Here is a 23,714-nt window from a genome sequence, read left to right as displayed (position 1 = left end):
TCTCTTAATATTAGTTTGTTAATCTAAGTATACCTGTAAAAATAATTGGTGCCGCTTACGTGGACTAATTTTCAAAAATAAACCTTATTTTCGTCGTATTTACGACTCATCATGCCAATGAGTAAAATAAGTGCCCAAAAAGCTAGCCAATTGCGACCTTTCTTATTCTAATTGTCGAATAACTTTGGCTGGTACCCCGGCCACCAACGTATTATCAGGCATGTCATGAGTAACGACTGCTCCAGCCGCAATCACAACATTATTACCAATCGTCACGCCGGGCGTAATCACCGCTCTCCCCCCAATCCAAACATCATGACCAATCGTGACTGGATGACCCTGGGCCAAGCTAGCACGTCGACCACTAGCCGTCAACGGGTGATTGACCGTATAAATATCAACATTGGGGCCAATCATCACGTTATCCCCTATATGAACTGGCGCGATATCCAAAATAGTTAAGTTATAATTACTAAGAAAATTATCACCAACATGAATATTACGACCATTATCACAATTAAAGTCTGCTTGAACGGAAAGATTGCGACCGTAACTACCAAGAATCTCTTGAATCTTGGCAGTTTGCGCATCTGGATTTGTTGCATCGATCTGATTGAACTCTTGACATAACTTGGCAGCCCGCGCTTTTTGAGCGGCCACCTCAGCATCTTTAAATTGATACCATTCCCCAGCTGCTAATTTATCTAATTCTGACATTGTTGTCCCTCCTGTATTTTATCACCCTAATTTTACTGCTTAGAGTGGCGTCGAAGTCAACACTTGAGTTAATGGTTTAGCAGGTGTTATTGACAACTATCCTTGCGGACCAGCTGCCTCGAATTTATTCAGCAGTTAGGGCAACAAAAAAAGAAACCGATTACTCAGGTTTCTTTGCGCCAATTCTAGGCCTTAAACTCACGAATTAATTGTTGGAGTTGCTGATTATCGTTAGCCGTTCCGACCGTTAGTCGTAACCACCCTGGCCGTAAGCCAGTGCGAATCAGATACCCATGGTGCACTAAATAGTCAGCCAGTTGCGTGGCACTCGGATACTTAAAGAAAATGAAGTTCGCGCCAGATTGATCGTAAGTGACACCCTGATCATCAAAGAATGCCATCCACTTAGCACGTTCCGTCGCATTTTTTTGGACCGTTTGTTTCACAAAATTAGGATCATCGATTGCCGCCAGGGCTGCCACTTGAGCCAAGGAATTCACATTGTATGGAAGCCGAATAGTTTGCATCGTTGCGGCATATTTGGTATTAAAAACGGCGTACCCGATTCGAAAGTTAGCTAACCCATATGCTTTGGAGAATGTCCGCATGACTACTACATTCGGGTACTTGGCTGGTAACTGCATGGCCGTTACTTGAGCCGCGCCCGGTGTAAAATCAATGTAGGCTTCATCAATCAGGACCATCGTCTCCGGGGGTACTTGCTGGACGAACGCTTCAATTGCCGCTAATGATTCCACGGTGCCCGTCGGATTGTTCGGATTGCACAGCCAAACCATCTTCACGTGGGGCGTAATGGCCTTCATTAAGCCTTCGAAGTTCACATGGTCATTAGGCAACGTTGGCACACTGATTAATTGCCCCCCCTCGATCTCAGCATGTAGTCCATATTCTGAAAACGTCGGTGCGGACACTAGCACCTGGTCGTTGGTGGCTAAGAACGTCCGTGATAACATCACGATCATCTCATCAAGACCCACACTAAAAACGATGCTATTCGGGTCGATTCCCTGTTGCTGGGCCACTGCTTGTCGTAACTTCTGTGCGTCGGCATCGGGATAACGATTACTCTGGGTGAAGTCCCAATTCTTCACAGCGGTCGCCACTTTTGGCGAGGTGCCATACGGGTTCTCGTTAGCTGATAACCGGACTAATTCTGTCAATCCTAACTCAGCTTGGAGGGTCGCCAACGGCTTTTCGGGCACATAGGGTTCTAACTGTTCAATACTAGCTTTCATTCGGCTACCTCCTATAGGTTCTTAATTTCGGGCCGATCCTTATAGTCACTCATCTTACCTTCACGTTTAGCCAATTCTTGCTTAATCTGGTCAAAACTAACACCACGTTCGACCAATAACACTAAAACGTGATACAACAAGTCGGCTGTCTCATAGGTTAATTCGTCGTCACCGGGATTTTTGGCCGCCACAATAACTTCGGTTGATTCCTCACCAACCTTTTTTAAAATCTTATCCAGTCCCTTAGTAAATAAATAATCTGTGTAGGAGCCCTTCTTAGGCGTTGCCTTCCGTTGTTTGATCAGTTCGTATAATTCTTCCATATTTTGCATATTCGACACCACTTTCTTCTATAATATATTCATCAATTTAATACGGGTTAAAAACAATCCTGCTTATCGACCGTTGGGACCGCATTTTCCAACCAATCAGCCATCTAACTCCCAACTCATGCGGCTATCGTCATCAATCCTTAGGCGCCCGGTTCTAGTTCAACCGAGTTAAAGAAACAACTCGTATGTCCCGTATGACAAGCAGGACCATGCGGATGAACTGCGACCAATAGTGTATCTTGATCGCAATCCAGCGTCATACTAACGACATCTTGTAAATTGCCGCTCGTAGCGCCTTTGTGCCAAAGTTCTTGCCGAGACCGTGACCAAAACCACGTCTGGCCCGACGCCAATGTCCGTTGATAGCTTTCCGCGTTCATCCACGCGACCATTAAGACATCCTTCGTATCCGCGTCGGTGACGACCGTTGTCAGTAAGCCGTCACCCTTTTCAAAGTCTGGTTTCATCTTACGACCACTCCTTGTTTTCTTAATGTCGCTTTGACATCTGCAATCGTTAACTCGCCAAAGTGAAAGACGGAAGCCGCCAATGCACCATCAACCGGGGTTGTGCTAAAAACATCCACAAAGTCTTGTAAGTTACCCGCACCGCCGCTGGCAATGATTGGCACATTGACCGCTGCTCCCAGGGCCTGATATAACTTGGTATCAAACCCCGCCTTAGTGCCATCGCGATCCATGCTAGTGACCAATAACTCGCCAGCCCCTAAGGCGACCGCTTGCTTGGCCCACGCCACTGCATCGAGGTCGGTCGCTTGCTGACCCCCATGTGTATAGACACGATATTGACCAGCTGCCGCATCCCACGCCGCGTCAATCGCAACAACAATGCACTGGTTGCCAAATTTTTCAGCACCGGCACGAATCAGTTCAGGGTTGGCAACTGCAGCCGAATTAATAGCCGTCTTATCAGCACCCGCACGTAAGATTCGTTGCATATCAGCAACGCTTGTAATTCCGCCACCAATCGTCAGTGGCATGAAGACCTGAGCTGAGACTTGTTCGACCATGGCGGCCATCGTCTCGCGGTGCTCATTGGTGGCTGCAATATCTAAAAAGACAAGTTCATCCGCGCCCTGTTGCTGATAGGCAGCTGCAATCGCCACCGGATCTCCGACATCCGTCAAGTTGACGAAATTAACGCCCTTCTTGACCCGACCATCCGCCACATCCAAGCACGGAATAATCCGCTTTGCTAACATTCAGTCACCCCCGCTAATTCGGCCAGTGTCACACCGCCTTCAGCTAACGCCTTGCCAATAATAACATCCTTGAACCCACTGGCTTGTAACACTTGAACATCGGTCAAATTCCGAACGCCACCGCTGGCAATCAGGTTGGCCGTGGGCACCTGTGCTTGTAGTTCTTGGTATAACGCAAGGTTAGGGCCTTGCATCGTGCCATCACGGGCGACATCGGTCACGATAAAGTGCTTGGCACCACTCGTAGTCATTGTCTTCATTAATGTACTCATCTTGGTCTGTGACTGCTCCAACCAGCCTTTAATTGCCACATAACCATTGGTTCCGTCTAACCCAATCACAATTCGCTCACCACCAAACTCACTTAACAGTCGTTTGACCAGTCGTGGATCAGTCAACGCAACTGACCCCAAGATTAAGCGATCGATTCCTAATTCGAGATAACGAGTCGCCAGCTCGTAGGTTCGAATACCTCCACCGAGCTCGATCGTCCCGGTAAATGCTTGCCGGATCGCCGTGATTGTCGCGAAGTTTTCTGGGCGCCCTGACTTGGCACCGTCCAAATCGACCATGTGTAATTGCTGCAAGCCCGCTGCGTTAATTTGTTGGGCTTGAACGACAGGATCAGGATTAATCAATGTCGCCTGTTTAAAATCACCTTGGTAGAGCCGGACACTCTGACCGGCTCGTAAATCAATTGCTGGAAAAATCATTTGCACTCACCATTTCCTTAAAAGCTGCTAGTTGTTGTAATCCGACTCGACCACTCTTCTCCGGGTGAAACTGCATCCCAATCACATTTTGATGCTGAACAATACTTGGAACCTGGACGCCGTGTTGAACTGTCGCCACGATTTCAGTTGCCGGACATACCGCATAGTACGAATGAACGAAGTAAGTATAGGCCGCGTCAATACTGGCAAAGGGACTATCAGGACGCCGAAGCTCGTTCTGATTCCACCCCATCTGTGGGACTTTGACATTCAAGTCCGTTGGCAAAGCGCTAACCCGGCCGCTTAACAAGCCTAGCCCAGCATGCTCGCCGTACTCGGAACTACTTTCAAACAAGAGCTGCATGCCTAAGCAAATACCGAGAACGGGTTTGCCACTCCGCGCCAATGCTTGTAACACGCCGACTAACTGGCGTTCTTTTAAAGCGGCCATTGCAGCTGCGAAAGCTCCCACACCGGGTAAAATAACTGCGTCAGCGGCCGCTAATTGTTGCGGGTCAGCCGTTAAGATGGTTGACACTTGCAGGTAGTCAAAAGCTTTCTTCAAATTACGGGTATTACCCGTATCATAATCGACGATTGCAAACATTTAAATCACGCCTTTCGTAGAGTTGACCCCCTGAATATCTGGATTAATCGTGACAGCCGCGCGCATTGCCCGCCCAAACGCTTTGAACAAACTTTCAACTTTGTGGTGAGTGTTACGGCCGTACAGGATGCGTGCGTGCAAATTCATTTCAGCAGCAAAGGCCACGGCTTGGAAGAAATCTTCGACTGTCTCCGTATCTAAGCCACCGAGCCGCGGATTCGTGAGCTCGGCATCAAAAACTAAGTATGACCGTCCACTTAGGTCGACACTGACCTGACCTAAAGTCTCATCCATTGGCACAAATTCTGTCCCGTACCGTTCAATTCCCTGCTTATCACCCAACGCCTGCTTAAAGCATTCGCCAAGCACGATTCCCGTATCTTCAGTAGTGTGGTGCGGGTCAACGTCGAGGTCGCCGTGACACTTCACGACCAACCCGAAGCGCCCGTGCTTCGCAAATAAGTTCAACATGTGGTTCAAAAAGCCTATCCCGGTATCGATTTCGATACCGCTCTGTTCGTCTAAATTCAAACTGATTTCAATCTGGGTTTCTTTCGTTTCACGTTTAATCGTTGCTTGTCGCATGTTCATTTCCTCCTCATCTGCTAAAACGACTACCGGCTGTAATCACAATCAGTATCAACTACTAATTACGCCCTAATCGTAATAGGTGTCAAAACGACTCTCAATCGCACGAGCATGGCCTTCCAGACCTTCGACCCGTGCCAACGTGGTAATCGCCGGAGCTTCCTTAGCCAAAGCGTCCTTAGTGTATTGGATAAAGGACGTTCGCTTAACGAAATCATAGACGCCAAGTGGTGATGAGAAACGGGCCGTGCCACTCGTTGGTAAGATGTGGTTCGGACCAGCAACGTAGTCACCGAGTGGTTCAGAGGCGTAGCGTCCTAAGAAGACCGACCCGGCATTTTTGATTAAATTCAAGTACTGAGTTGGATTCTTCAATTGCACTTCCAAGTGTTCTGGTGCCACCGTATTCATCAAGTCAAACATTTCTTCAACCTTTGCGACAACGGCAATGAAGCCTTTTTCGTTAACAGCGTCGGTAGCGATCGCTTCTCGTGGCAAAACTTTCAACTGTGACGTCACGTTGTCACTGACGGCCTGCGCTAAGTCGGCACTATCCGTAATTAGGATTGGCCGGGCTCGACGGTCATGTTCTGCTTGACTCAATAAGTCAGCCGCTAATTGCCGAGGATCAGCTGAATCATCCGCTAAAATACCAATTTCTGACGGGCCGGCCACCATGTCGATCGCCACCTGACCAAAGACCTGCTTCTTAGCAGTCGCCACAAAAATGTTCCCAGGACCAATAATCTTGTCGACCGCTGGAATCGACTCAGTCCCATAAGCTAACGCAGCAATTGCTTGAGCGCCTCCCACTTGATAGATGGCGTCGACGCCAGCGATTTTGGCTGCAGCAAGAACGGCTGGATTGATGCCATCGACTTGTGGTGGCGTCACCATAATGACTTCATTAACGCCGGCAATCTTAGCGGGCAAGGCACTCATCAGTAAAGTCGATGGATAGGCTGCCGTGCCACCTGGAACGTATAAGCCAACCCGATTAAGCGGCATTAACTTCTGCCCTCGTAGAACGCCAGGCTGTTCAGCATCAATAAAGCCAGTCGCCTTTTCCTTTTCGTGAAAACTCGTGATATTGCGTTTAGCTAACAACAAGGCGTCCTTCACTTGCGGGTCCAGATTGTTATAAGCATCATCAATAACAGTTTGTGACAACTTAAAGTCGGTCAAGGTGACCTTATCGAATTGGGTTTCGTAATCCTTGACGGCGGCATCCCCGTTTTTAATCACATTGGCAATAATTTCGCGAACCGCTGATTCAACCTTTAAGTCAGTCAATTGTTGGGTCTTCGTTTGAACTAAGCGTTTTAAACTAGCTAAATCTTCATTAATAATTTTCATTAGACAAACTCCTTTGGATTATTCGTATCAACAACTGTGGCCAACCGATCAACTAAATCAAAGATGGCGGCTTGTTGCTGTTTTAAGGCTAACCGGTTGACCACTAGGCGGGTCGAGACTGGTTGTAAATAGTCATAAATTTGTAAATGGTTCTCACGAATCGTGGTCCCCGTCTCGGTGATATCTACGATGGCGTCGGCTAAGCCAGTCAGTGGTGCTAATTCAACCGAGCCTTCAATCTTAATAATTTCAACATCTTGGCCCAAGCGATCAAAATACCGTTGGGTAATCAATGGGTACTTGGTGCCGATGATTTTGCGTCGTGGTGCAACGGGATCAAAGTCGGCCGTGGATGCTAGCACAAATTGGCACTTACCAACCCCCAAGTCTAACAGTTCATATTGGGTACTCTCGTGTTCAGTCAAAATATCGCTACCAACGATGCCGATATCAGCAGCACCCCGTTCGAGGAAGGTCGTCACGTCCGGCCCTTTCGCTAAAATAAACTCATATGGTTGCGTCTCAGAATCAAAAATCAACCGCCGTTGCTTGTTGCGGACTTGCGAACAATCCAGTCCAGCTTCTTCCAGCAACGGCAGGACTTGTTGTTCGACGCGGCCCTTAGTCAAGGCAATCTTTAAACGTGGTTCAGTCATTGGTCATACCTCCAGTTAAATCAATCAGTTGGGCATTCAAACGTTGTGCTTCGATGCGCGCACCTGCTAAGTCATCCGCCAAACTCAAAATGGCGTGCGGTTGTTTCGCTAAGTATGCCTCCGCTTGTGACCACTGTTCAGGCTCAAAGTAAATCAATTGTTCAGCATAAGCGGTCTGTTGGTCGGTGGCTAAAGTTGTTAACAAGTCAACGTTTAACCCCATTCCCACAGCCGGTTCTGCTTCAGCTTGAAAGTTCGTTAACAGTTTGTCGTAACGGCCGCCGCTGAACAGGTAGCCAGCCCCCGCTTGTGAATAACCCCGAAAAGTCAGGCCGGTATAGTATTTTTGTGGTGCTTGGCTACTCAAATCCACCGAGATGACTTGCTCCGGCATCGTTTGTTGCATCCAGGCCACCACCGTTTGAAGCCGTTTCAGACTTGGTTGGACTGTTTCAGGTAGTGGTGCTGCCGCTAATTCTTTGAAGATACATTCTGGACGCCCGAACAAACGCGGCCATGCTTTGAGAAAATCGTATAAAGGCTGTGCGCGGTACTTGGCAATCAATTTCGTGTAGCGTGGTACTTGCTTATCGAACAGTGCGGTTAAAATGGCTTGTTGTTCGCCTTCGTCACCAGTCAAGCTGGCCACGACCCGTTGTGCAAATTGGGCATCTCCTAATTCGATTTCAACAGCATCGGCAATCAGCTCACTTGAAAGCTGGTTGGCAATCGTTAAACATTCAAATTCGGCTTTCAGCGATGCGTAACCGACTAATTCGACTCCCGCTTGTGTGATTTGGTTATATGAACCTGATAATTGACGGCTTACTCGAAAGATATCGCCGACATAACCAAACTTTTGCGGTAAGGGGACATTCGTCGCGCTAATGAAGCGAGCAACTGGTAAGGTCATGTCCGGCCGTAAGACCAAGGTGCGACCATCGTTGCCAAATAAGCGGTATAGTTGGTAGTTACCCATCTGATATGGATCAAACACCGCTTCGTTTTCTAATAACGGCGTTGCAATTGGCGCGAACCCGCGTTGTTTAAAATGGGCTTGGATCACCGCGATCAAGTGTTGTTTGGTACGTGCCCGCCGACCAAATTCATCCCGGGTTCCTAGTGGTAATAAGTGTTTCAACATAATTTACGCCTCCTAAAACGTCGTTATTTAAAACTAATCAGTTTAATTCATATCGTTACTTATCAACGTGCTTAATCAATTGCTTACATGCTAACCGGAGCGACTTGCGATTCCGTCACGCAAACTTACCGCATGGATCGGTGAAACTAAAAAACGCCCCCTTAGCAATTTGCTAAAAGGACGTTTACGCGTGGTTCCACCTTATTTCATCTACCGTTCGCACGGTAGACCTCATGTTGATCAAGTCAACTTGGATAACGAAACCAATTCGGCTAAGGCTAATGAGACTGGTTCACCTTAGCAGTTCATAGATGTGTGTTCGTTAAGCCTGTCTGTCCGGTTCTCAGCTACCCGGGCTCTCTGGATGAGGAAGACTTAATTACTTGTTCTAATCACAACCGTTTATTAAAATTTGATTAGTCGTTTAATTTATAATTCATTGTAATCACTAAACTGACGGCTGTCAACCCTCAATTAATTTTTTTATAAGATGATAGCCACGCCCCACACTGGCTATGTCATGGGCATCAGAGCCATAAACCAGCGGAATGTCAAGCTTTTGAGCGCGTTGTAGAATCTGTTCACCGGGATAAAAATCATTACAATACGGTTTGTAGAGACCAGCCAAATTCAAATCTAACTGCCGCCGTTGCTGCTTCACTAACGCCAACGTCTGATCTACTAATTGAAGATTATGGACATCCAAGGGTTCAGTCAAGCCAAAGTAATCCTGATATTTGCGGACGAGACTCATGTGGCCGATCCGTTGTGGTGCGTAAGGGCCCAGATCTGCTTGTACTGATGCCAAGACCGTCTGATAATACTGTTCAAAAACACGTTGGGGCGTCTTAAGCCACTGCCCAAAACCGGCTGCAAAATCATCCGTTGACATGTCAACACACCAGAAATGCTGCCGTAACCCCCGCATGAAATGGACTGACAAAATACTTTCCTGCGTCCGAGGACCATAGGTATTCAGAAAATCACGCGTCCAAGCAACATGCTCTGGTAAGAAATCAACTTCAAAACCCACTGAGATCTCGATTTGCCCGGCATATTTGGTCTTCAGTCCGTTAGCCAGTGCCAAATAATCGGCTACTTGGTTCTCACGCAACGACGCCTCAGTATAACCGGCCGGCGTCCCTTCATACTGGTCACGAAATGCCGGTGGTAACGGTGCGTGCTCCGTGATACAATACCGCTGAAAACCTAGCTGTATCGCCCGTTGAATCATTTTTTCCGTTGCTTCACCACTCCCATGCGGACATAGTTCCGTGTGGGTATGCCCATCCATTAGCATATCCTCATCACCCTCTCATAATTTATGCTTATTCAATCATATTTTTTTTAGATAAGCAAGTATGGTCGAAACGGTCATTCGCGACAATACGCTAGCAGTCACGGCGAAAGTCTAACAATTTACTTATTTATTTATATTAATCGTCACAATTTCTTTATACCATGATATAGTCAACATTAGTTAAAGAACAGCGCTATTCCCAAAAAAGGGGGGACCGGCCATGCACGAACTCATTACAAAACTTTATCAACTCGCACTTTCCAGTCACATTGTCAGTACGTTGCTGGAACCCGTGCACATCGTTATCTTAGCTTTACCCATCATGACCTTACTACTCGCCATGATTATCCTGACTATCCAGCTCCGAACACGTCAAACACTGAGTGAGCGTAACTTGATCAGTACCTATTCGTTTATTTGGTACTTGGCAGCAGCCTACTTACTAATTATTCTGCCACTCCCGACTCGCTCATCCGTGGCTAGCCTAACAACTGCTGAGTATAATTTACAACCCTTCTACTTTCTCACCCAGTTGAAGGCACTCACGCCGTTTGAACTCGGGGACCCCAGTACTTGGTTAGCCGCCTTCAAATCTGACACGTTCTTCCAGCCGTTCTTCAATATTCTATTATTTATGCCGATTGGTGCCTACTTAAAGTGGCGGCACCGCTGGCCGCTCTGGTTGATCACCCTGACGAGCTTCTCGATTTCATTGTTCTTCGAAACCACGCAGTTAACCGGATTATACGGCTACTACTCACGAGCCTACCGGATGTTCGATGTCGACGATTTAATGATGAACACACTTGGTGGGATTGTCGGTGCTGGGTGTCTACATCTGATTCCTAAACAGTGGCGCAATCGCGACCACAGTACCCGGTTGAATTGGCAGGAACACCCCATCAATTGGCGCCGCATTGGGGCGTTGGTCATCGATTGGCTCGCAATTGCCGCCTTTGACACCGTCTACTTCGTCTTAGTCAAACATTTTAATTGGCCATTACCACATGATTTTCGCTGGCTATACCTGGCCGATATCATCCTCTTCTTCATTGGGCCCGCCTGGTGTTGGCATGGTAAAACCATTGGTGGTCGCCTGCTCAATAGTCAGATCGTAACCATCAGTGGTCACCAGGCCAATCTCTGGCAACTGCTTATCCATTACAGTGGGCTCTACCTAATCGGCCTGCCACTTTTATTCTTGGATTTATGGTTATTCAATCGTCTAGGCAACGTTCCTAGTGCCACCCTTAACCGCCTGGATGTCTACCTTGTCGTCGTTTCAGTCATTTTACTGATTATCAGTTATGATTTATTGTTAGCGCTTTTCAGTCGCAGTCACCAGTTATGGTGTGAAAAGTTAAGTAGAACAACTGTTAAATAATTAGGTGGCCTTAAAACTTCCTTTGCGTTGTCTCGCAACTCATGTTAAATTGAAGATATCTCAAAACGCTGGAAGTAAAAACAATGATAAAAGTCCATGAACTAAGCGACGATTTTCGCTGGGTCGCTGTTAATAATTACACTGAAAATGATTATCATCAACTCGTAAGTGAGGAACACGTTACCGACGAAATGTTAGGCTACGCAACCGATCAACACGAACGAGGCCGGTTGGAATATGACGCCAAAAGTGCCATCACGACCATTATTTTTGACGTGGTCACAGAAGACGTTGAGGAAGGTACTTATACCGCCCAAGTCAGTTTCATGTTGATTGACCACACCCTACTGACTTTTACGACCGATAACACAATATTCGTTGAGGATATGTTGGCAGACGAAATCGATGCCGATTGGGAAGATGTCCTGCATCCATACGACCATATCTTTAACATCTTGTACAAGCTATCACGGCAATATTTTTCGGCCATCAACAAGATCAATAAACAACGCCAAGACATTCAGATGAAGATGAAAAAGCAAATTCAGCGTTCAGTCATTATTCAATTGATGGACTTAGAAACAACGCTAGTCTATTTCCTCACGTCCCTTAAAAGTAATAACGACATGTTGCAGTCACTCAAACGGTTTGTACCGGTCAAATTCTCGGCGGCCCAATTAGAACGGCTCGACGATATTATTGTCGAGGCACAACAAGGATTGGAAATGGCCAACATTGCCTCAGACATCATCGGCCGGGTGTCGAACGCCTACTCGAACATTCTAGACAACAGTTTGAACAACACGATGTGGGTGCTGACGATTTTCTCCATCGTCCTGACAATGCCCAACATTGTCTTCGGTTTTTTCGGGCAAAACGTCGACTTACCGTTCATGAAGAATCCATTCGGTTGGGAGATTACGGTATTCATCGCCGTTGCACTATGTGCCCTAACCATTTGGTTGCTACGACGCAATTCATTTCGTAAATAAAGGAGGTTTTAAAAATGCCTAGTCGAGTTAAAGTCACGGACACCAACGATTACATCAATAAAGCTGCAATCGCTGCACAACCAATCTTGAGCACCCTTGCCCAACTGATTACATCGGAATTGCTTGACTTTACTGCTAAAATCAAGTGGAATTTGCCGTTCTATGAACATGACAAACAATACGTTAGCATTGCTGCTTATCAGGCCCACGTCAGTCTAAGTATTTCAGCCGACCTTGACGATGCGACCCTCACTGCTGCTAAAACTGCTGGTTACGCAACCGGTCAAAAGCGGCTGAACATTGGCCTGGATCAACCCGTACCAGTGGCGCTAGTTAGACAAGTCTTACAACTAATTGCTTAAATATACGCTGCTTTTAATTTCAAAAGGTTCCGAACTGTCAAACAACTGACAATTCAGAACCTTTTATTTTGGTTATTCTTATCCAATATCCAAGCTATCAAAACCAGTTTTTCTGTACAGTTTCATCGATTAAACTGAAACTGCTAAGGACTATCGCTTGCGCAACCGATAATCCTTTACATTAGCAAATCGAGACAGCTCAACCAGTTGACCGGTCGCCTTCAAATACGCATCATATTCCTGGTCAAGACCGGGAAGAACTTCATTAGTACCCGGTACAAAATGAATATCCTCATGTCCGGCAGCCGTAGCGGTCTCATAATACCACTCCTTAAACTTCAAATAACTCATCGTATCCTGTAAGTCGGTAATCCGCTGTTGTAATTCCTGCTCATGCGTTTTGAGTAATTGGTAACGATCGTTTAATGTCGTATCACCTTCGAGTCTGAGCGCAATAAAAGTAGCAATGTCAGCTACTGACACACCCGCATTTTTGAGACATACAATGGTCCTCATCAAATGTAGATCATTATCAGTAAATTCACGCCGGCCAATTGAATTACGCTTCACGAATGGCAGTAATCCCGACTTATCATAGTAACGAATGGTATCAATCGTCACTCCTAACTTATCAGCTACTTGTCCGATTGAATAACTCATACTGAACTGAACCTCCTCGATTGTCGTTTAACCACTATCTTAACGCAGCTAATCGTCTGTCGATAATGAAAGGTCCTCACGTGACTTAATTTCACTAACAATGCTTTGTAAATTAGCGAGTCCACCTTGATAGGCAAATTCACCTAATGGCAAGTGTGCCGGTACTTCTACCAAATTGGCCTGATCAAACATAACCTGAGCAATTCGGTGCGGATTGCCCGGTGCCTGAGTAACCGAGTCCGATACCGTCGTAATCGCGTCACTAAACGCGGCGTAATCTGCAATTGTCGGTACCATCTTTTGGGATGACCGCCCTGACCACTGCGTTCGAGCGCCACTTGGTTCAACCGTCATAATTTGAATCCCCAAGTCTTTTACTTCTTGCCGCAAGGTATCACTATACCCCTCAACTGCATACTTTGTCGCACTGTAAAAGCCCATAGTTGGTAGTGTCGTCAATGCCAACGCCGATGATAAATTAATAATTATCCCAGCATGGTGTGCCCGCATGGTCGGTAAAACGGTCCTAGTCACGTTAGCGAGTCCCATAACGTTAACTTCAAACATGTAGCGAACTTTCGCCATATCACTTTCTTCAATTGTTGAAAAATAGCCTAAGCCAGCATTGTTCACTAAAACATCAATAGTTCCAAAACGTTGAATCGCTTGAGCGACCCCAGTTTTAATTTGTGATTCATTTGTCACATCAATGCTTACTTTCTCAATACGCGTCGCGTCAAAAACATCTAGGTAGGCTAAATCATCGGTGTGGCGGGCAGCCGCAATCAGCTGAGTGTCAGACTGACGTGCAACAATTGTCGCGAGTTCCTTTCCAAAACCACTTGAAGTTCCTGTAATAAACCATGTTTTCATCTTTTAATCACTCCTATTAATCTTGCTGAGCTACTACTTTACTCAGTCATAGTCCTTTTAGCAGCCTTGACTAACCCATCTAACCAGCTTTGGTGACCATTTAGCATCGGATTGGGTGTTTGATTAGCTAAGTCTTTAGCAGGCTGTCCAACTTGCGATTCTTGTGTTAATAATCGAATCCGGCCATCTGTCAATTTTTCAATTAAGAAAGCGTGATAGACATCAAATTGAGTATCTGCATCACCATTTTGCCAGCCATGCCATGCTAGTCGTGCTGTTTCACCATCCGTCGGTTCAACGAGTTCCATGACCTGGGCATCGATAGGAAAACCAAATGTATCAAATCGGAAATGTTCCGCAAACTTTAGTTCAGTATTCGTTTGATCATCCAAAATAATGTTAGTCGCATTGTCATAATACGTCGTCCACTTCGATGTATCGACTAAATTTTTCCAAACAGCCGCTAAAGTCACACCGTCTGTAATGACCTCGTTTGACACGAAATTATCAGTATGCCCTGGTAAATAGTCCGTTGACCAATTAATTGATTTCATTATTAATTCCTCCATATTCGCGTTAAAATTTTATTCTAGCTAGCAAATTAACATCATGACATCTCATTGACCATTCACTAACTTTGAATAAACTTAGCTTATATGCTGGAGCTGACTCCAGGACAAGGATAAAGGACACTCATCAGTTTTAGCTTAACAAATTCTTAATATTGCTTTCTAAAACGAACCTAATTTCAACATGACGCTTATTATATTTTATCTGACTCTAACGCTCGAATAATTCGACATCAAAAAAAGCTGGTCGCCAGAATATTGATTCTAGCGATCAGCTTTTCATTACCCTTAACAAATTAGTTTTATTGCATGTGCAATAAACCCATCTTGTCCATGGTTTCCGCAATCTGAACTGAGTTCCAAGCAGCACCCTTTAAGAGGTTGTCGGAAACGTTCCACATGTGGAAGGCTTGTGGCGTTTCTTGGTCAGGACGAACCCGACCAACGAACGTGTCTTTAGAACCTTCCGCATTATGCGCTTGCGGATAAATTTGGTTATCAGGGTCGTCTTGTAAGACCACGCCTGGTGCAGCTGCCAAAGCATCTTGAATGCCCTTGACGGTTGCCTTAGGATCTTCAACTTCAAAGTAAACTGATTCGGAGTGACTCACTGGCACCGGAATCCGCACACAAGTTGCCGTTACTTTGATATCCTTACTGTCCATGTCGCCGCCACACATAATCTTTTTGGTTTCATGGATCATCTTCCATTCTTCATGGGTGTAGCCATCTTCTTCAAACACGTCAATTTGTGGTAACGCATTGAAGGCAATTGGATAATGCTTTTTGTCGCCCGCAACAGGTAAGATATGAGCTTCCATCTCTTCACCTTTTAAGTAGGCTTCCGTCTCATCATGCAATTCCTTCAAGGCCCGGTTACCAGCACCACCAACGGCTTGATAGGTTGAAACAATGACCCGCTTCAAACCAAATGCCTTGCGCACTGGTTCCAAAGCAACGACCATTTGGATGGTTGAGCAGTTCGGGTTAGCCACGATTCCATGATGAAGCTTCAATGCTTCAGGGTTAACTTCAGGAACAACTAACGGAATCTTTGGGTCCATCCGGAAAGCACTTGTATTATCAACAACTACGGCACCCCGTTTGACTGCTTCAGGGGCGAACTTCTTAGATACTGAGCCACCCGCTGAGAAGAGGGCTAAATCAATTCCTTCGAATGATTCAGGAACGGTCTCTTCAACAGTTAAGGCTTGACCATTGAACTGTAATTGTTTACCGGCTGAACGGCTTGATGCCAAAAGTTTAACTGAGTTGACAGGTAAACTCGTCTGTTCCACCATTTTGATCATCCGCGCGCCAACTGCACCAGTTGCACCGACAATCGCGACGTTATATCCACTCACTATGAAGACCTCGCTTTGATAGTTATTGAAACCTCATTATAGCACGTTTGTAAAGATTAGAAAATAATGAGTTCCATCCGACCATAAATTAATCTGTCACTGATTGCACTGCCAGCTGTTTTGCACACGCAGATCATCAAAAAAAGTAACCGTTACCATCGTTAATTAAACAGTCATTTAGCTGTCGCCTATTTTGACGTATAATGAACCTAATTCAAAGGAGGCCGCGCCATGTGTACCAGCTTAACTTATCTTGATACTGACAATCACCGCTACTTCGCCCGCACCATGGACTTTCCAACAACGACACCTTGGCGGCCAATTTTTTTGCCGCGCCGTTATCCGTGGCCAACTGGGTTAGCGACGACGCGTATGACGCAGTATGCCATTCTCGGTGGTGGTCGGCTACCTGACCACTTTAAGGCTTGTTTGATGGCTGACGGCATTAACGAAGCTGGTTTGATGTGTGCTGAACTGTACTTGCCCCACGCCGTTGAATACGCCACTCAACCACAAGTCAACCAAATTAATTTAACACCCCAAGCCTTCATCAACTGGGCTTTAGGTGAACACCAATCAGTCGCAGCCGTGATCGCCGATCTGCCAAGTGTTAACCTGGTCGGTGCGTCCTGGGGTGATGACACTGGTGAAGTCTATCCCTTTCACTGGTATCTCAGTGATGCACACACCAGTGCCGTCATCGAACCCACTGGTGGCCCACTGACGGCGCAACCGAATCCAGCCGGCGTCCTGACCAATACACCAGTCCTAAGCGACCATCAGCGCCGACTAAATCGTTATTTAGCAGTATCTGGCAACCAGATTACAACTGCCACTCGTCAGGCTGCTCAGCACGTGATTCAGACTAAGCAACCATTACCGAGCGGGCCGATTCCCACTGATCGTTTCATTCACATGGCACTTCGACGACTGGGAACACCGCAGCTAGCACCGCAACAAGTGCCGACCACTTTATTCCGCTGGTTACAAGAAGTAAGCTTGCCATACCACGCCGACCGTCGCCATCTCATCAGCCACAACTACACGCACTATCGTTGTTTGATCACGTTAGCGACTCGTACTTACCGCTTTATTCCACGCACGACTGGTCACGAACAACGACTGACACTAACACCTGAAATGGCAACAACCTGGCGAACCCCGTACCTCTTTCCTGCCGATTGAAACTAAAAAATCACGATGTTGAGACTGAACTCACATCGTGATTTTTAATTAATGACGCTGCTTCAAAAAATGATCAAATTCCTGATTGATTGCTGCTCGTACTTGGGGCTCATGTAAATCAGCTTGCGCTGCATTCGGACCACCCGTAACTTGACTAACCACTTGCAAATAGCCGAACAAGACCTGGCTGGGGTCAAGATGATACTGCTTGGCTAACGTCACGGCGAGATCATAACGATCAGGTCCTAATAAACTTGAATAATCCATTATGCCGTCCCTCCCTTCGCCTGTTCTAGCTGGCGACTCATCCGTAAGTAGGCCAAAAAGTGAAAAATGATGCCACCTGCTAGTAAGATTGCACCTAACCATACCGACCAAAACGTTGCCACGATGGCTAAGCCATAAATCGTGACACTTCGAACCGGATCAAACTTAATTGCGGTATAAAAAGCCATTGAGATTCCCGGCTTCTTTAGATCCTGGTGATGATGCAGATAAGCGTACATGAAATAAAATGTCGCCGAAATAAACAGGGCAACCAAATCATAAACGATAAATGCCGTTTGCATATCCTGTCGATTACCAGTTGTCAACGCATCTGCCACTAATGACATCGGGTAATCCAATAAGGTGATACTAAAGAGCATTAATAAGTTTAGCATATTAACGTTGCGATCAATTCGTTGTAGCATGTTGAAATAATCATGATGAAATAACCACAGCGTGCCAACGTAGAAATACGAAAAGACATACGACAAGATCAACGGCCATTGCGCTAATAGTGCCGCCAGTAAATGTCCCGGTTGGTAATCAGGAATGTGAAATTCTAAGACTAAAATTGTAATTAAAATGGCAAAAATACCATCACTGAACGCCTGAAATCGATCTGTTTTCAAAATCAGCACCTCCCACAGCGTTTTAGGATACCATAACTCACAAGTAATTACTGTAATTAACTTTTCAAACTGACGACCAAACTGCTTCTCTAACACCTGATATGGTAAGATTAAGTCAAAATAAAGTAATTGATGTGGGGGCGTCAAGACGAATGCGAAAATTATTAAAACCAAAGTGGTTGTTCTTATTTTTCTGGGGAATCGTGGTGTTTGCAAGTATTCTGATTTTACCGAACATTACCACGTTTGTGAATGAACAAACCGCAATGCCACAAGATGCAACAACGAGTCCTAAATATCAACAACAATGGGGTCACGGGTTAACCAACAGCCAGTCCTTAACGTTAGTCTTCAACAATTCAAATGGTAAATTATCCAAACAGCAACGCCAACAAATCTCCACGACCCTAGCCAAACTTAATCGCCGAGCCGATGATTATGGCATTAACCAGCTTCGAACGCCAACCGGTATGACTAATGACTGGCACTTATTACGTTCCAATGATGGTTCCACCGAATTAGCCCTTGTCGCCGTTCAGACATCCCGGGCTGACCTATCTGTGATTGCAAATCAACTTAATAATGCGATTGCAATCGCCGACCTCAATACGAGTGTCACCAGTACGGACTTGATCTACCAACAACACGTGCAACAACAACGTCGCAACTTGCTGATTAGCATGCTTGTCGGTAGTCTGCTCAGTTTAATCATTCTCGGCCTCATCTTCCGCTCACTGTTAGTGCCATTACTGAACTTACTGTGTCAAGTGGTCACTCTGATCACAACGATTAGCTTTATCACTAACGCGCGTTTAGCTTGGCATTGGCCACTGACGGCTAATGCGCTGAGCCTTGCTGGTCTAATCAGTTTAATACTGACTAGTCTATTGACATGGCACTTTATGTACGCGTATTGGCAATCGAGCGCACCAACCGCACCGACCACTGTCAGTCTCAAAATTCTGACACTTCAATATCGACAGTGGGCACTTGTTTTTATCCCATTAATACTCATAACCATCACTTTACACTGGACTGCCTTCATCTCATTAGCCGCTGCTTGGGCCATTACTGTAGCGCTTGGAATCACCTTACTGGCGGTACCGCCGCTCAATTACGCCTTTACCGCTTGGCTCGGTGATAATTTATTTTGGCCAGGAACAACGGCTTGGCCGACCCGTCCACGCAATCTATGGGGCCAATTGAGCAAGTTCGGCTACTGGCAGCCAGCGCTTGGGAGCTTGGCCGTCGCACTGTTACTACTCCCCGGCCTCATTCTTGCTAACGGCCAGTTTGCCGATGACAACTTACGACCCTGGCGCCAAAATCAGCTTAGTAATGCTGAATTAGGTCAGCAATTAGTCCAAGCTCACTTCGGTACCGGTGCCACGGCGCCAATCACAATTACACTACGAGCACCGCAGAATTTAACGCAGCAGCAATCATTACAAACAATCGATCACCTGACGACTAAACTGCGGGCCGTACCAAATGTGGCTCAAGTCATCTCAGTGACCCAGCCCACCGGCCAACCACTAAGTAATTTCTACGTTAACCAGCAACTTGCGACTATCAACATTGATTTGGCTGGTAAACTGACGAGTATGGCGAAACTCAAGAGCCAACTCACGACTGACCAACAAAGTCTGGAACAAGCAGCGACTAGTCGCCATACCAAGTCGGTCGACCAGTTGTCCGACCGCATCAATGATTTGGCTGAACTGAATGATCAAGTGCAACGGCAATTACAGGCTATTGACACGACGCTAACGACATCAGCTGAGGCTGAACCCGATTTAACCAAAGTCAATCAGCAGGTCACCAAGTTAGATCACCTGACTGACCGCATGACAACCGCACTAAATCACGTGGTAACGGCCCAAACTACGGTCGCAACCGAAGCTGGACACGTTGATCAGCGTGTTCACCACGTCAACCAATCATTGAAGCAGACCGTTCAACCCTTAACCACCTTACTCGCTTCACTGAAAAATACGAAGACCTATCTACATGATTTAGCCGCTAGTCAAGTTGGCCGGAGTTTTTACCTGCCTGCTAACGCGGCTACTAATCAGGCCTATCAAAACAGTCTTTTTACTAATATTAGTAGTGATTTAAGCATGACACAGCTAACGGTCACTTTGAAATCAGCGCCGGCTAGTGCGGCTAGTCGCAGGACCCTGCAACGACTTCAGGCAGTCACCCACGACAGCCTACTCGCCCCGCCCTTAGCGCACGCCAAAATCCTAACAACCGGGGTAACACAGCAACAGCACTATCAGCATACCCTGATTGCGACCCACGCACTGAGATGGCTCACACTCGGATTAATCATCGGCATAGTTGTTTTATGGTTCGGCCTGCGTTCATTGACCTTCAGTCTGTTAATGACCGCGTGCTTAACTGGCGTGACGTTAACTAGTTGGGGTTGGACCCAGTTAATATTAACACGCTGGTTGCAAACCGGGCCGCTCAGTAGCAGTGTCTTGCTTGGTAGCTTGATGTTGTTGACACTGCACTGGCTAATGATTACCACCGCAACCAGTTACCGTCAAAGTTGGTTACGACACTTGGAACCCACTCAACTGCAGCAACACTTTTATACTAGTGGACGATTTGTTTGCCCGGTAACAATGATTGAATTGACCTACTTACTGCCACTGCTTTTGACGACCGCACCAACCTTAAAGGGGCTTGCACTCATGAGTCTCATTGGGATTACGATAAGTAACCTCATCGTTCCATTGGGATTTTCAGGGTGGACACGTTGGGCTAATGAGCCACCAGCTATAGCCACGCTTTGGCAGCACTTTCGCCCATCATCTACCAACCGCTAGCAATTGATTAGCCTAATCTTTGAGTAAAAAAAGTTGCTTTTCCAGACGTCAAATCTGGAAAAGCAACTTTTTTACAATACTAAATTGAATCGTAGCAAACTGCCAGTCGTTTATACTTAATGATTGTGTGAGCACCGGTAATCTGATAGTCACCGCTGACTAACTCAATATCGTCATACTAGCAACGACAAAGACTAATAAGGTCATCGCCATCCGCCATTCACTGTGCCAAAGATTTTGCGTGTGCCACCACACAGCTAACAATCTCCACATCAGCTAGCTAGACCATATTGCTTAATCGTAACTCACACGATGATTCAAATTTATTGATTGAAATTCTGAACTGACCCCGTAAACAATGTTAGCTCTACACATAACCAAAACAATGCCCCAGAAACCATAAAATTTCTGGGGCATCATCAATCCCTACATGATACTTTAATAAATCAATTCATGCGTCTTCAAGCACGACGGCGATAACCGATTCCCACCGCGGCAATTAACAAGCCCAAAAGCCCGGCAAAAATCACCCAAATCGGCGACTGCTTCTCGCTGGTTTGCGGCAAAGTTCCGTGGTTATAGCCAGCTGATGTGCTTTGGTCACTACCAGTTGGCGTTCCAAAGCCGTTCATACCAGTTGTCACACCATTACCCACAGTGCCACCAGCACCATTGACACCCGTGCTTGGTTGCTTGATCAGTCCTGGTAATGCCGGTTGACCTAATCCAGATTGTCCCGGTTTAGGTGCAGCGGGTTGGCTTGGACCGGGTACAGCTGGTCGTTCCGGTTGTGGCGCGGTTGGCCCCGTGGTTCCAGGGTTACCTGGCTCAGTCGTTCCTGGTTCGCCTGGTTTGCCTGGTTGGCTTGGTTCAGTCGTTCCTGGTTCACCCGGTTTACTTGGCTCAGTCGTCCCTGGCTCACCTGGTTTACTTGGTTCAGTTGTTCCTGGTTCACCTGGTTTACTTGGTTCAGTCGTCCCTGGTTCACCTGGTTGGCTTGGTTCAGTTGTTCCTGGTTCACCTGGTTGGCTTGGTTCAGTTGTTCCTGGTTCACCCGGTTTGCCTGGTTCAGTTGTTCCTGGTTCAGTGACCGGTTCATCAGTTGCTGCTACCGTTACCACTGCCGTTTGATTCGGCTTGATTGTAAATGATAACGGTGCCGCATTAAGCTGATAACCACTAGGCGCTTTAGTTTCAACAAATTGATAATTGCCAGCGGTCAGACCTGATACGGTAAGTTGACCAGTGGTATCCGTCGTTAATCCCATCTTGAGCACTTTGCCAGTGGCATCTTGCAATTCATAAACGGCCCCAGCCAATGCCGCCTTGGTCGTGGCATCAGTCTTGGTTAACGTGACATCACCAGTTGTCGGCACAACTGGTTGCTTGACATCATCCTGACTTACCTGAAAAGCAACCTCTGGCTTAATACCGCCGAGAGTAAATTTTACTGGGGTGGTATTAAGTTCATACCCAAGCGGAGCCTTGGTTTCAACGAACTGATAATCACCAGCACGTAGATTTTTGACAATCAATTGTCCCTGCGAATCAGTCGTCAACCCAGTTTGGATTACCTTGCCCGTACTATCTTGCAATTCATAAACGGCTCCAGCCAACACGGACTTGGTTGCCGCATCATGCTTCGTTAATTCGATGGTATAGGTCATCCCTGCTGTTCCATTGCCACCATAGGTAATATCGGCCGTCGCATCAACGCCTAGTCCGTCCAGTGCAGCCGTATTATGCCATTTAGCTGTGTCAGCCGGATTAAAATTCTCAACCTTAGTGTTATAAGTAATCACAAACGGCGAATGAATGTTGTTAAACGTAAAAGTAATCACGTTACCATTAGTTGCAACAGTCGGTGTTAACGGTTGCTGTGGCACTTGGATACCATTGATAATTTGCACGGCCTGTGCCGCAACCGAATCTGGAATGAATGTCTGATTGGGCCCTAGCGTATCTGTAACCACAACCGTCGAGTTATTGCCCGGTGTCACGGTAATGTGCCACCCCAATACCGTTGGCGCACCATCACTTCCCGACGAAACAACCAAGCCACTTTTAGCAATTTCGGCTGATCCTTCCGTCGCCGTCGCATTGCCCTTCGCATTCATGCTCAATGTGCCAGCCCGACTATTGAGTGTACCCAACGCATCCGTAAACGTGATCGTCCCAGTACTGGCACCTTTCGTATACGTAAACGTGCCCAAGGTTTGCCCGGCAGAATCTGTTAACGGCATCACAACATCATGATCGATACTGACGTACGTTGGAATCTCAACGGTTGCTGTATCGCCGGCTTTAATCACTTCAGAATCTGGAATACTCCAATGATACGTTAATTGGTAGCCAGCCTTATCATTCAACGTACTTGTGTCAGTAACGGGTTTGCCATTCGCATCAAGCACGATGGCATTGCCAGCCGTTAAACCCGTAACACTGATTTCTTTAGCATGTGCAGTACTCCCCAGCATAAATAGCGCTAATATTACCGTCAACATGCTTAGCATATACCCAACTAGCTTTCTTCGCATACGCTCCTCCCCCATTCAAAAAAAGCTTTGTTTTTGTCATTCTCACAACCCAACACACCCTCACAGTCGCGTATGATTGTCAGGGTCGGCCACCAGTTAGTGATTCACGCTAATCAGCTCCACATGTACAATACTGCAACCAACTAGTTTACTACGAATCAAAA

At 46.4% G+C, this 23,714-nt stretch carries 24 protein-coding genes and 1 other annotated feature; of the genes, 5 read left to right on the top strand and 19 right to left on the bottom strand.

Features of this window, described 5'->3' with window-relative positions; translation table 11 throughout:
* Window positions 1-162: 162 nt before the first annotated feature.
* From E5260_RS04490 to hisJ, 12 genes are all read right to left on the bottom strand, one after another.
* On the bottom strand, window positions 163-717 hold the full coding sequence (locus E5260_RS04490; protein WP_003642721.1) for a sugar O-acetyltransferase: 555 nt from the start codon (window positions 715-717) through the stop codon (window positions 163-165).
* Between the two features lie 185 nt (window positions 718-902).
* On the bottom strand, window positions 903-1,973 hold the full coding sequence (gene hisC / locus E5260_RS04485) for a histidinol-phosphate transaminase (RefSeq protein ID WP_003642720.1): 1,071 nt from the start codon (window positions 1,971-1,973) through the stop codon (window positions 903-905).
* 11 nt (window positions 1,974-1,984) lie between these two features.
* Window positions 1,985-2,305: a phosphoribosyl-ATP diphosphatase gene (gene hisE, locus E5260_RS04480; protein ID WP_003642719.1), complete on the bottom strand. Its 321-nt coding sequence runs from the start codon at window positions 2,303-2,305 to the stop codon at window positions 1,985-1,987.
* Window positions 2,306-2,445: 140 nt separating this feature from the next.
* Window positions 2,446-2,772 carry a phosphoribosyl-AMP cyclohydrolase gene (hisI, locus tag E5260_RS04475; RefSeq protein WP_003642718.1) on the bottom strand — a complete coding sequence of 109 codons (327 nt, stop codon included), beginning with the start codon at window positions 2,770-2,772 and terminating at the stop codon, window positions 2,446-2,448.
* The gene (gene hisF / locus E5260_RS04470; RefSeq protein WP_003642717.1) at window positions 2,769-3,527 is read right to left on the bottom strand and encodes an imidazole glycerol phosphate synthase subunit HisF; all 759 of its coding nucleotides are present in this window, start codon (window positions 3,525-3,527) and stop codon (window positions 2,769-2,771) included. Before hisF ends, hisI begins: the two co-directional genes overlap by 4 nt.
* The gene (gene hisA / locus E5260_RS04465) at window positions 3,521-4,240 is read right to left on the bottom strand and encodes a 1-(5-phosphoribosyl)-5-[(5-phosphoribosylamino)methylideneamino]imidazole-4-carboxamide isomerase (RefSeq protein ID WP_003642716.1); all 720 of its coding nucleotides are present in this window, start codon (window positions 4,238-4,240) and stop codon (window positions 3,521-3,523) included. The genes hisF and hisA overlap by 7 nt, the downstream gene beginning before the upstream one ends.
* Window positions 4,221-4,847, bottom strand: coding sequence for an imidazole glycerol phosphate synthase subunit HisH (hisH, locus tag E5260_RS04460; protein ID WP_003642715.1), 627 nt, complete (start codon window positions 4,845-4,847; stop codon window positions 4,221-4,223). Before hisH ends, hisA begins: the two co-directional genes overlap by 20 nt.
* Complete coding sequence (hisB, locus tag E5260_RS04455) at window positions 4,848-5,432, bottom strand: imidazoleglycerol-phosphate dehydratase HisB (protein WP_003644682.1); 585 nt, start codon at window positions 5,430-5,432, stop codon at window positions 4,848-4,850. It abuts the gene before it with no gap.
* Between the two features lie 72 nt (window positions 5,433-5,504).
* The gene (hisD, locus tag E5260_RS04450) at window positions 5,505-6,791 is read right to left on the bottom strand and encodes a histidinol dehydrogenase (protein ID WP_003642713.1); all 1,287 of its coding nucleotides are present in this window, start codon (window positions 6,789-6,791) and stop codon (window positions 5,505-5,507) included.
* Window positions 6,791-7,447 (bottom strand): ATP phosphoribosyltransferase, encoded by a 657-nt coding sequence (hisG, locus tag E5260_RS04445; RefSeq protein ID WP_003642712.1) that lies wholly within the window; start codon window positions 7,445-7,447, stop codon window positions 6,791-6,793. Before hisG ends, hisD begins: the two co-directional genes overlap by 1 nt.
* Window positions 7,440-8,591: an ATP phosphoribosyltransferase regulatory subunit gene (gene hisZ, locus E5260_RS04440; protein ID WP_003642711.1), complete on the bottom strand. Its 1,152-nt coding sequence runs from the start codon at window positions 8,589-8,591 to the stop codon at window positions 7,440-7,442. Before hisZ ends, hisG begins: the two co-directional genes overlap by 8 nt.
* A gap of 173 nt (window positions 8,592-8,764) precedes the next feature.
* Window positions 8,765-8,996, bottom strand: a binding site (T-box leader).
* Window positions 8,997-9,054: 58 nt separating this feature from the next.
* Complete coding sequence (gene hisJ, locus E5260_RS04435; RefSeq protein WP_003642710.1) at window positions 9,055-9,891, bottom strand: histidinol-phosphatase HisJ; 837 nt, start codon at window positions 9,889-9,891, stop codon at window positions 9,055-9,057.
* Window positions 9,892-10,111: 220 nt separating this feature from the next.
* Between hisJ and E5260_RS04430 the strand changes: the two genes are divergently transcribed.
* The 3 genes from E5260_RS04430 (at window position 10,112) to E5260_RS04420 (ending at window position 12,629) form a co-directional block, all read left to right on the top strand.
* Window positions 10,112-11,275: a VanZ family protein gene (locus tag E5260_RS04430; RefSeq protein ID WP_003642709.1), complete on the top strand. Its 1,164-nt coding sequence runs from the start codon at window positions 10,112-10,114 to the stop codon at window positions 11,273-11,275.
* 83 nt (window positions 11,276-11,358) lie between these two features.
* Window positions 11,359-12,267: a magnesium transporter CorA family protein gene (locus E5260_RS04425; RefSeq protein ID WP_003642708.1), complete on the top strand. Its 909-nt coding sequence runs from the start codon at window positions 11,359-11,361 to the stop codon at window positions 12,265-12,267.
* Between the two features lie 14 nt (window positions 12,268-12,281).
* The gene (locus E5260_RS04420; RefSeq protein ID WP_003642707.1) at window positions 12,282-12,629 is read left to right on the top strand and encodes a DUF1801 domain-containing protein; all 348 of its coding nucleotides are present in this window, start codon (window positions 12,282-12,284) and stop codon (window positions 12,627-12,629) included.
* Window positions 12,630-12,779: 150 nt separating this feature from the next.
* Here E5260_RS04420 and E5260_RS04415 read toward each other — a convergent pair whose 3' ends face one another.
* From E5260_RS04415 to E5260_RS04400, 4 genes are all read right to left on the bottom strand, one after another.
* Window positions 12,780-13,289: a MerR family transcriptional regulator gene (locus tag E5260_RS04415; RefSeq protein ID WP_003642706.1), complete on the bottom strand. Its 510-nt coding sequence runs from the start codon at window positions 13,287-13,289 to the stop codon at window positions 12,780-12,782.
* 48 nt (window positions 13,290-13,337) lie between these two features.
* Window positions 13,338-14,162, bottom strand: a complete 825-nt coding sequence (locus E5260_RS04410; protein ID WP_003642705.1) for an SDR family oxidoreductase — start codon at window positions 14,160-14,162, stop codon at window positions 13,338-13,340.
* Window positions 14,163-14,200: 38 nt separating this feature from the next.
* Window positions 14,201-14,716: an SRPBCC family protein gene (locus E5260_RS04405; RefSeq protein ID WP_003644685.1), complete on the bottom strand. Its 516-nt coding sequence runs from the start codon at window positions 14,714-14,716 to the stop codon at window positions 14,201-14,203.
* A gap of 317 nt (window positions 14,717-15,033) precedes the next feature.
* Entirely contained in the window at window positions 15,034-16,095 is a 1,062-nt protein-coding gene (locus E5260_RS04400) for an aspartate-semialdehyde dehydrogenase (RefSeq protein WP_003642703.1), read from the bottom strand.
* Between the two features lie 231 nt (window positions 16,096-16,326).
* On the opposite strand from E5260_RS04400, the gene E5260_RS04395 reads away from it, so the two are divergent.
* Window positions 16,327-17,280, top strand: a complete 954-nt coding sequence (locus E5260_RS04395; RefSeq protein WP_003642702.1) for a linear amide C-N hydrolase — start codon at window positions 16,327-16,329, stop codon at window positions 17,278-17,280.
* A gap of 48 nt (window positions 17,281-17,328) precedes the next feature.
* Here E5260_RS04395 and E5260_RS04390 read toward each other — a convergent pair whose 3' ends face one another.
* Both E5260_RS04390 and E5260_RS04385 read right to left on the bottom strand, forming a co-directional pair.
* A complete protein-coding gene (locus E5260_RS04390; protein ID WP_003642701.1) occupies window positions 17,329-17,547 on the bottom strand; it encodes a hypothetical protein in 219 nt (72 codons plus the stop codon).
* On the bottom strand, window positions 17,547-18,323 hold the full coding sequence (locus E5260_RS04385) for a TMEM175 family protein (RefSeq protein WP_003642700.1): 777 nt from the start codon (window positions 18,321-18,323) through the stop codon (window positions 17,547-17,549). Before E5260_RS04385 ends, E5260_RS04390 begins: the two co-directional genes overlap by 1 nt.
* 5 nt (window positions 18,324-18,328) lie before the next feature.
* Here E5260_RS04385 and E5260_RS04380 point away from each other — a divergent pair, with 5 nt between their 5' ends.
* Window positions 18,329-21,013: an MMPL family transporter gene (locus tag E5260_RS04380; RefSeq protein ID WP_003644687.1), complete on the top strand. Its 2,685-nt coding sequence runs from the start codon at window positions 18,329-18,331 to the stop codon at window positions 21,011-21,013.
* Between the two features lie 461 nt (window positions 21,014-21,474).
* Here E5260_RS04380 and E5260_RS04375 read toward each other — a convergent pair whose 3' ends face one another.
* Window positions 21,475-23,550 carry a SpaA isopeptide-forming pilin-related protein gene (locus E5260_RS04375; RefSeq protein ID WP_024971627.1) on the bottom strand — a complete coding sequence of 692 codons (2,076 nt, stop codon included), beginning with the start codon at window positions 23,548-23,550 and terminating at the stop codon, window positions 21,475-21,477.
* Between the last annotated feature and the right edge of the window lie 164 nt (window positions 23,551-23,714).

This window comes from Lactiplantibacillus plantarum (genome assembly GCF_014131735.1).
Classification (GTDB): domain Bacteria; phylum Bacillota; class Bacilli; order Lactobacillales; family Lactobacillaceae; genus Lactiplantibacillus; species Lactiplantibacillus plantarum.
Note: the sequence above shows the minus strand (reverse complement) of the source record. Positions and strands in the feature narration are given on the sequence as shown.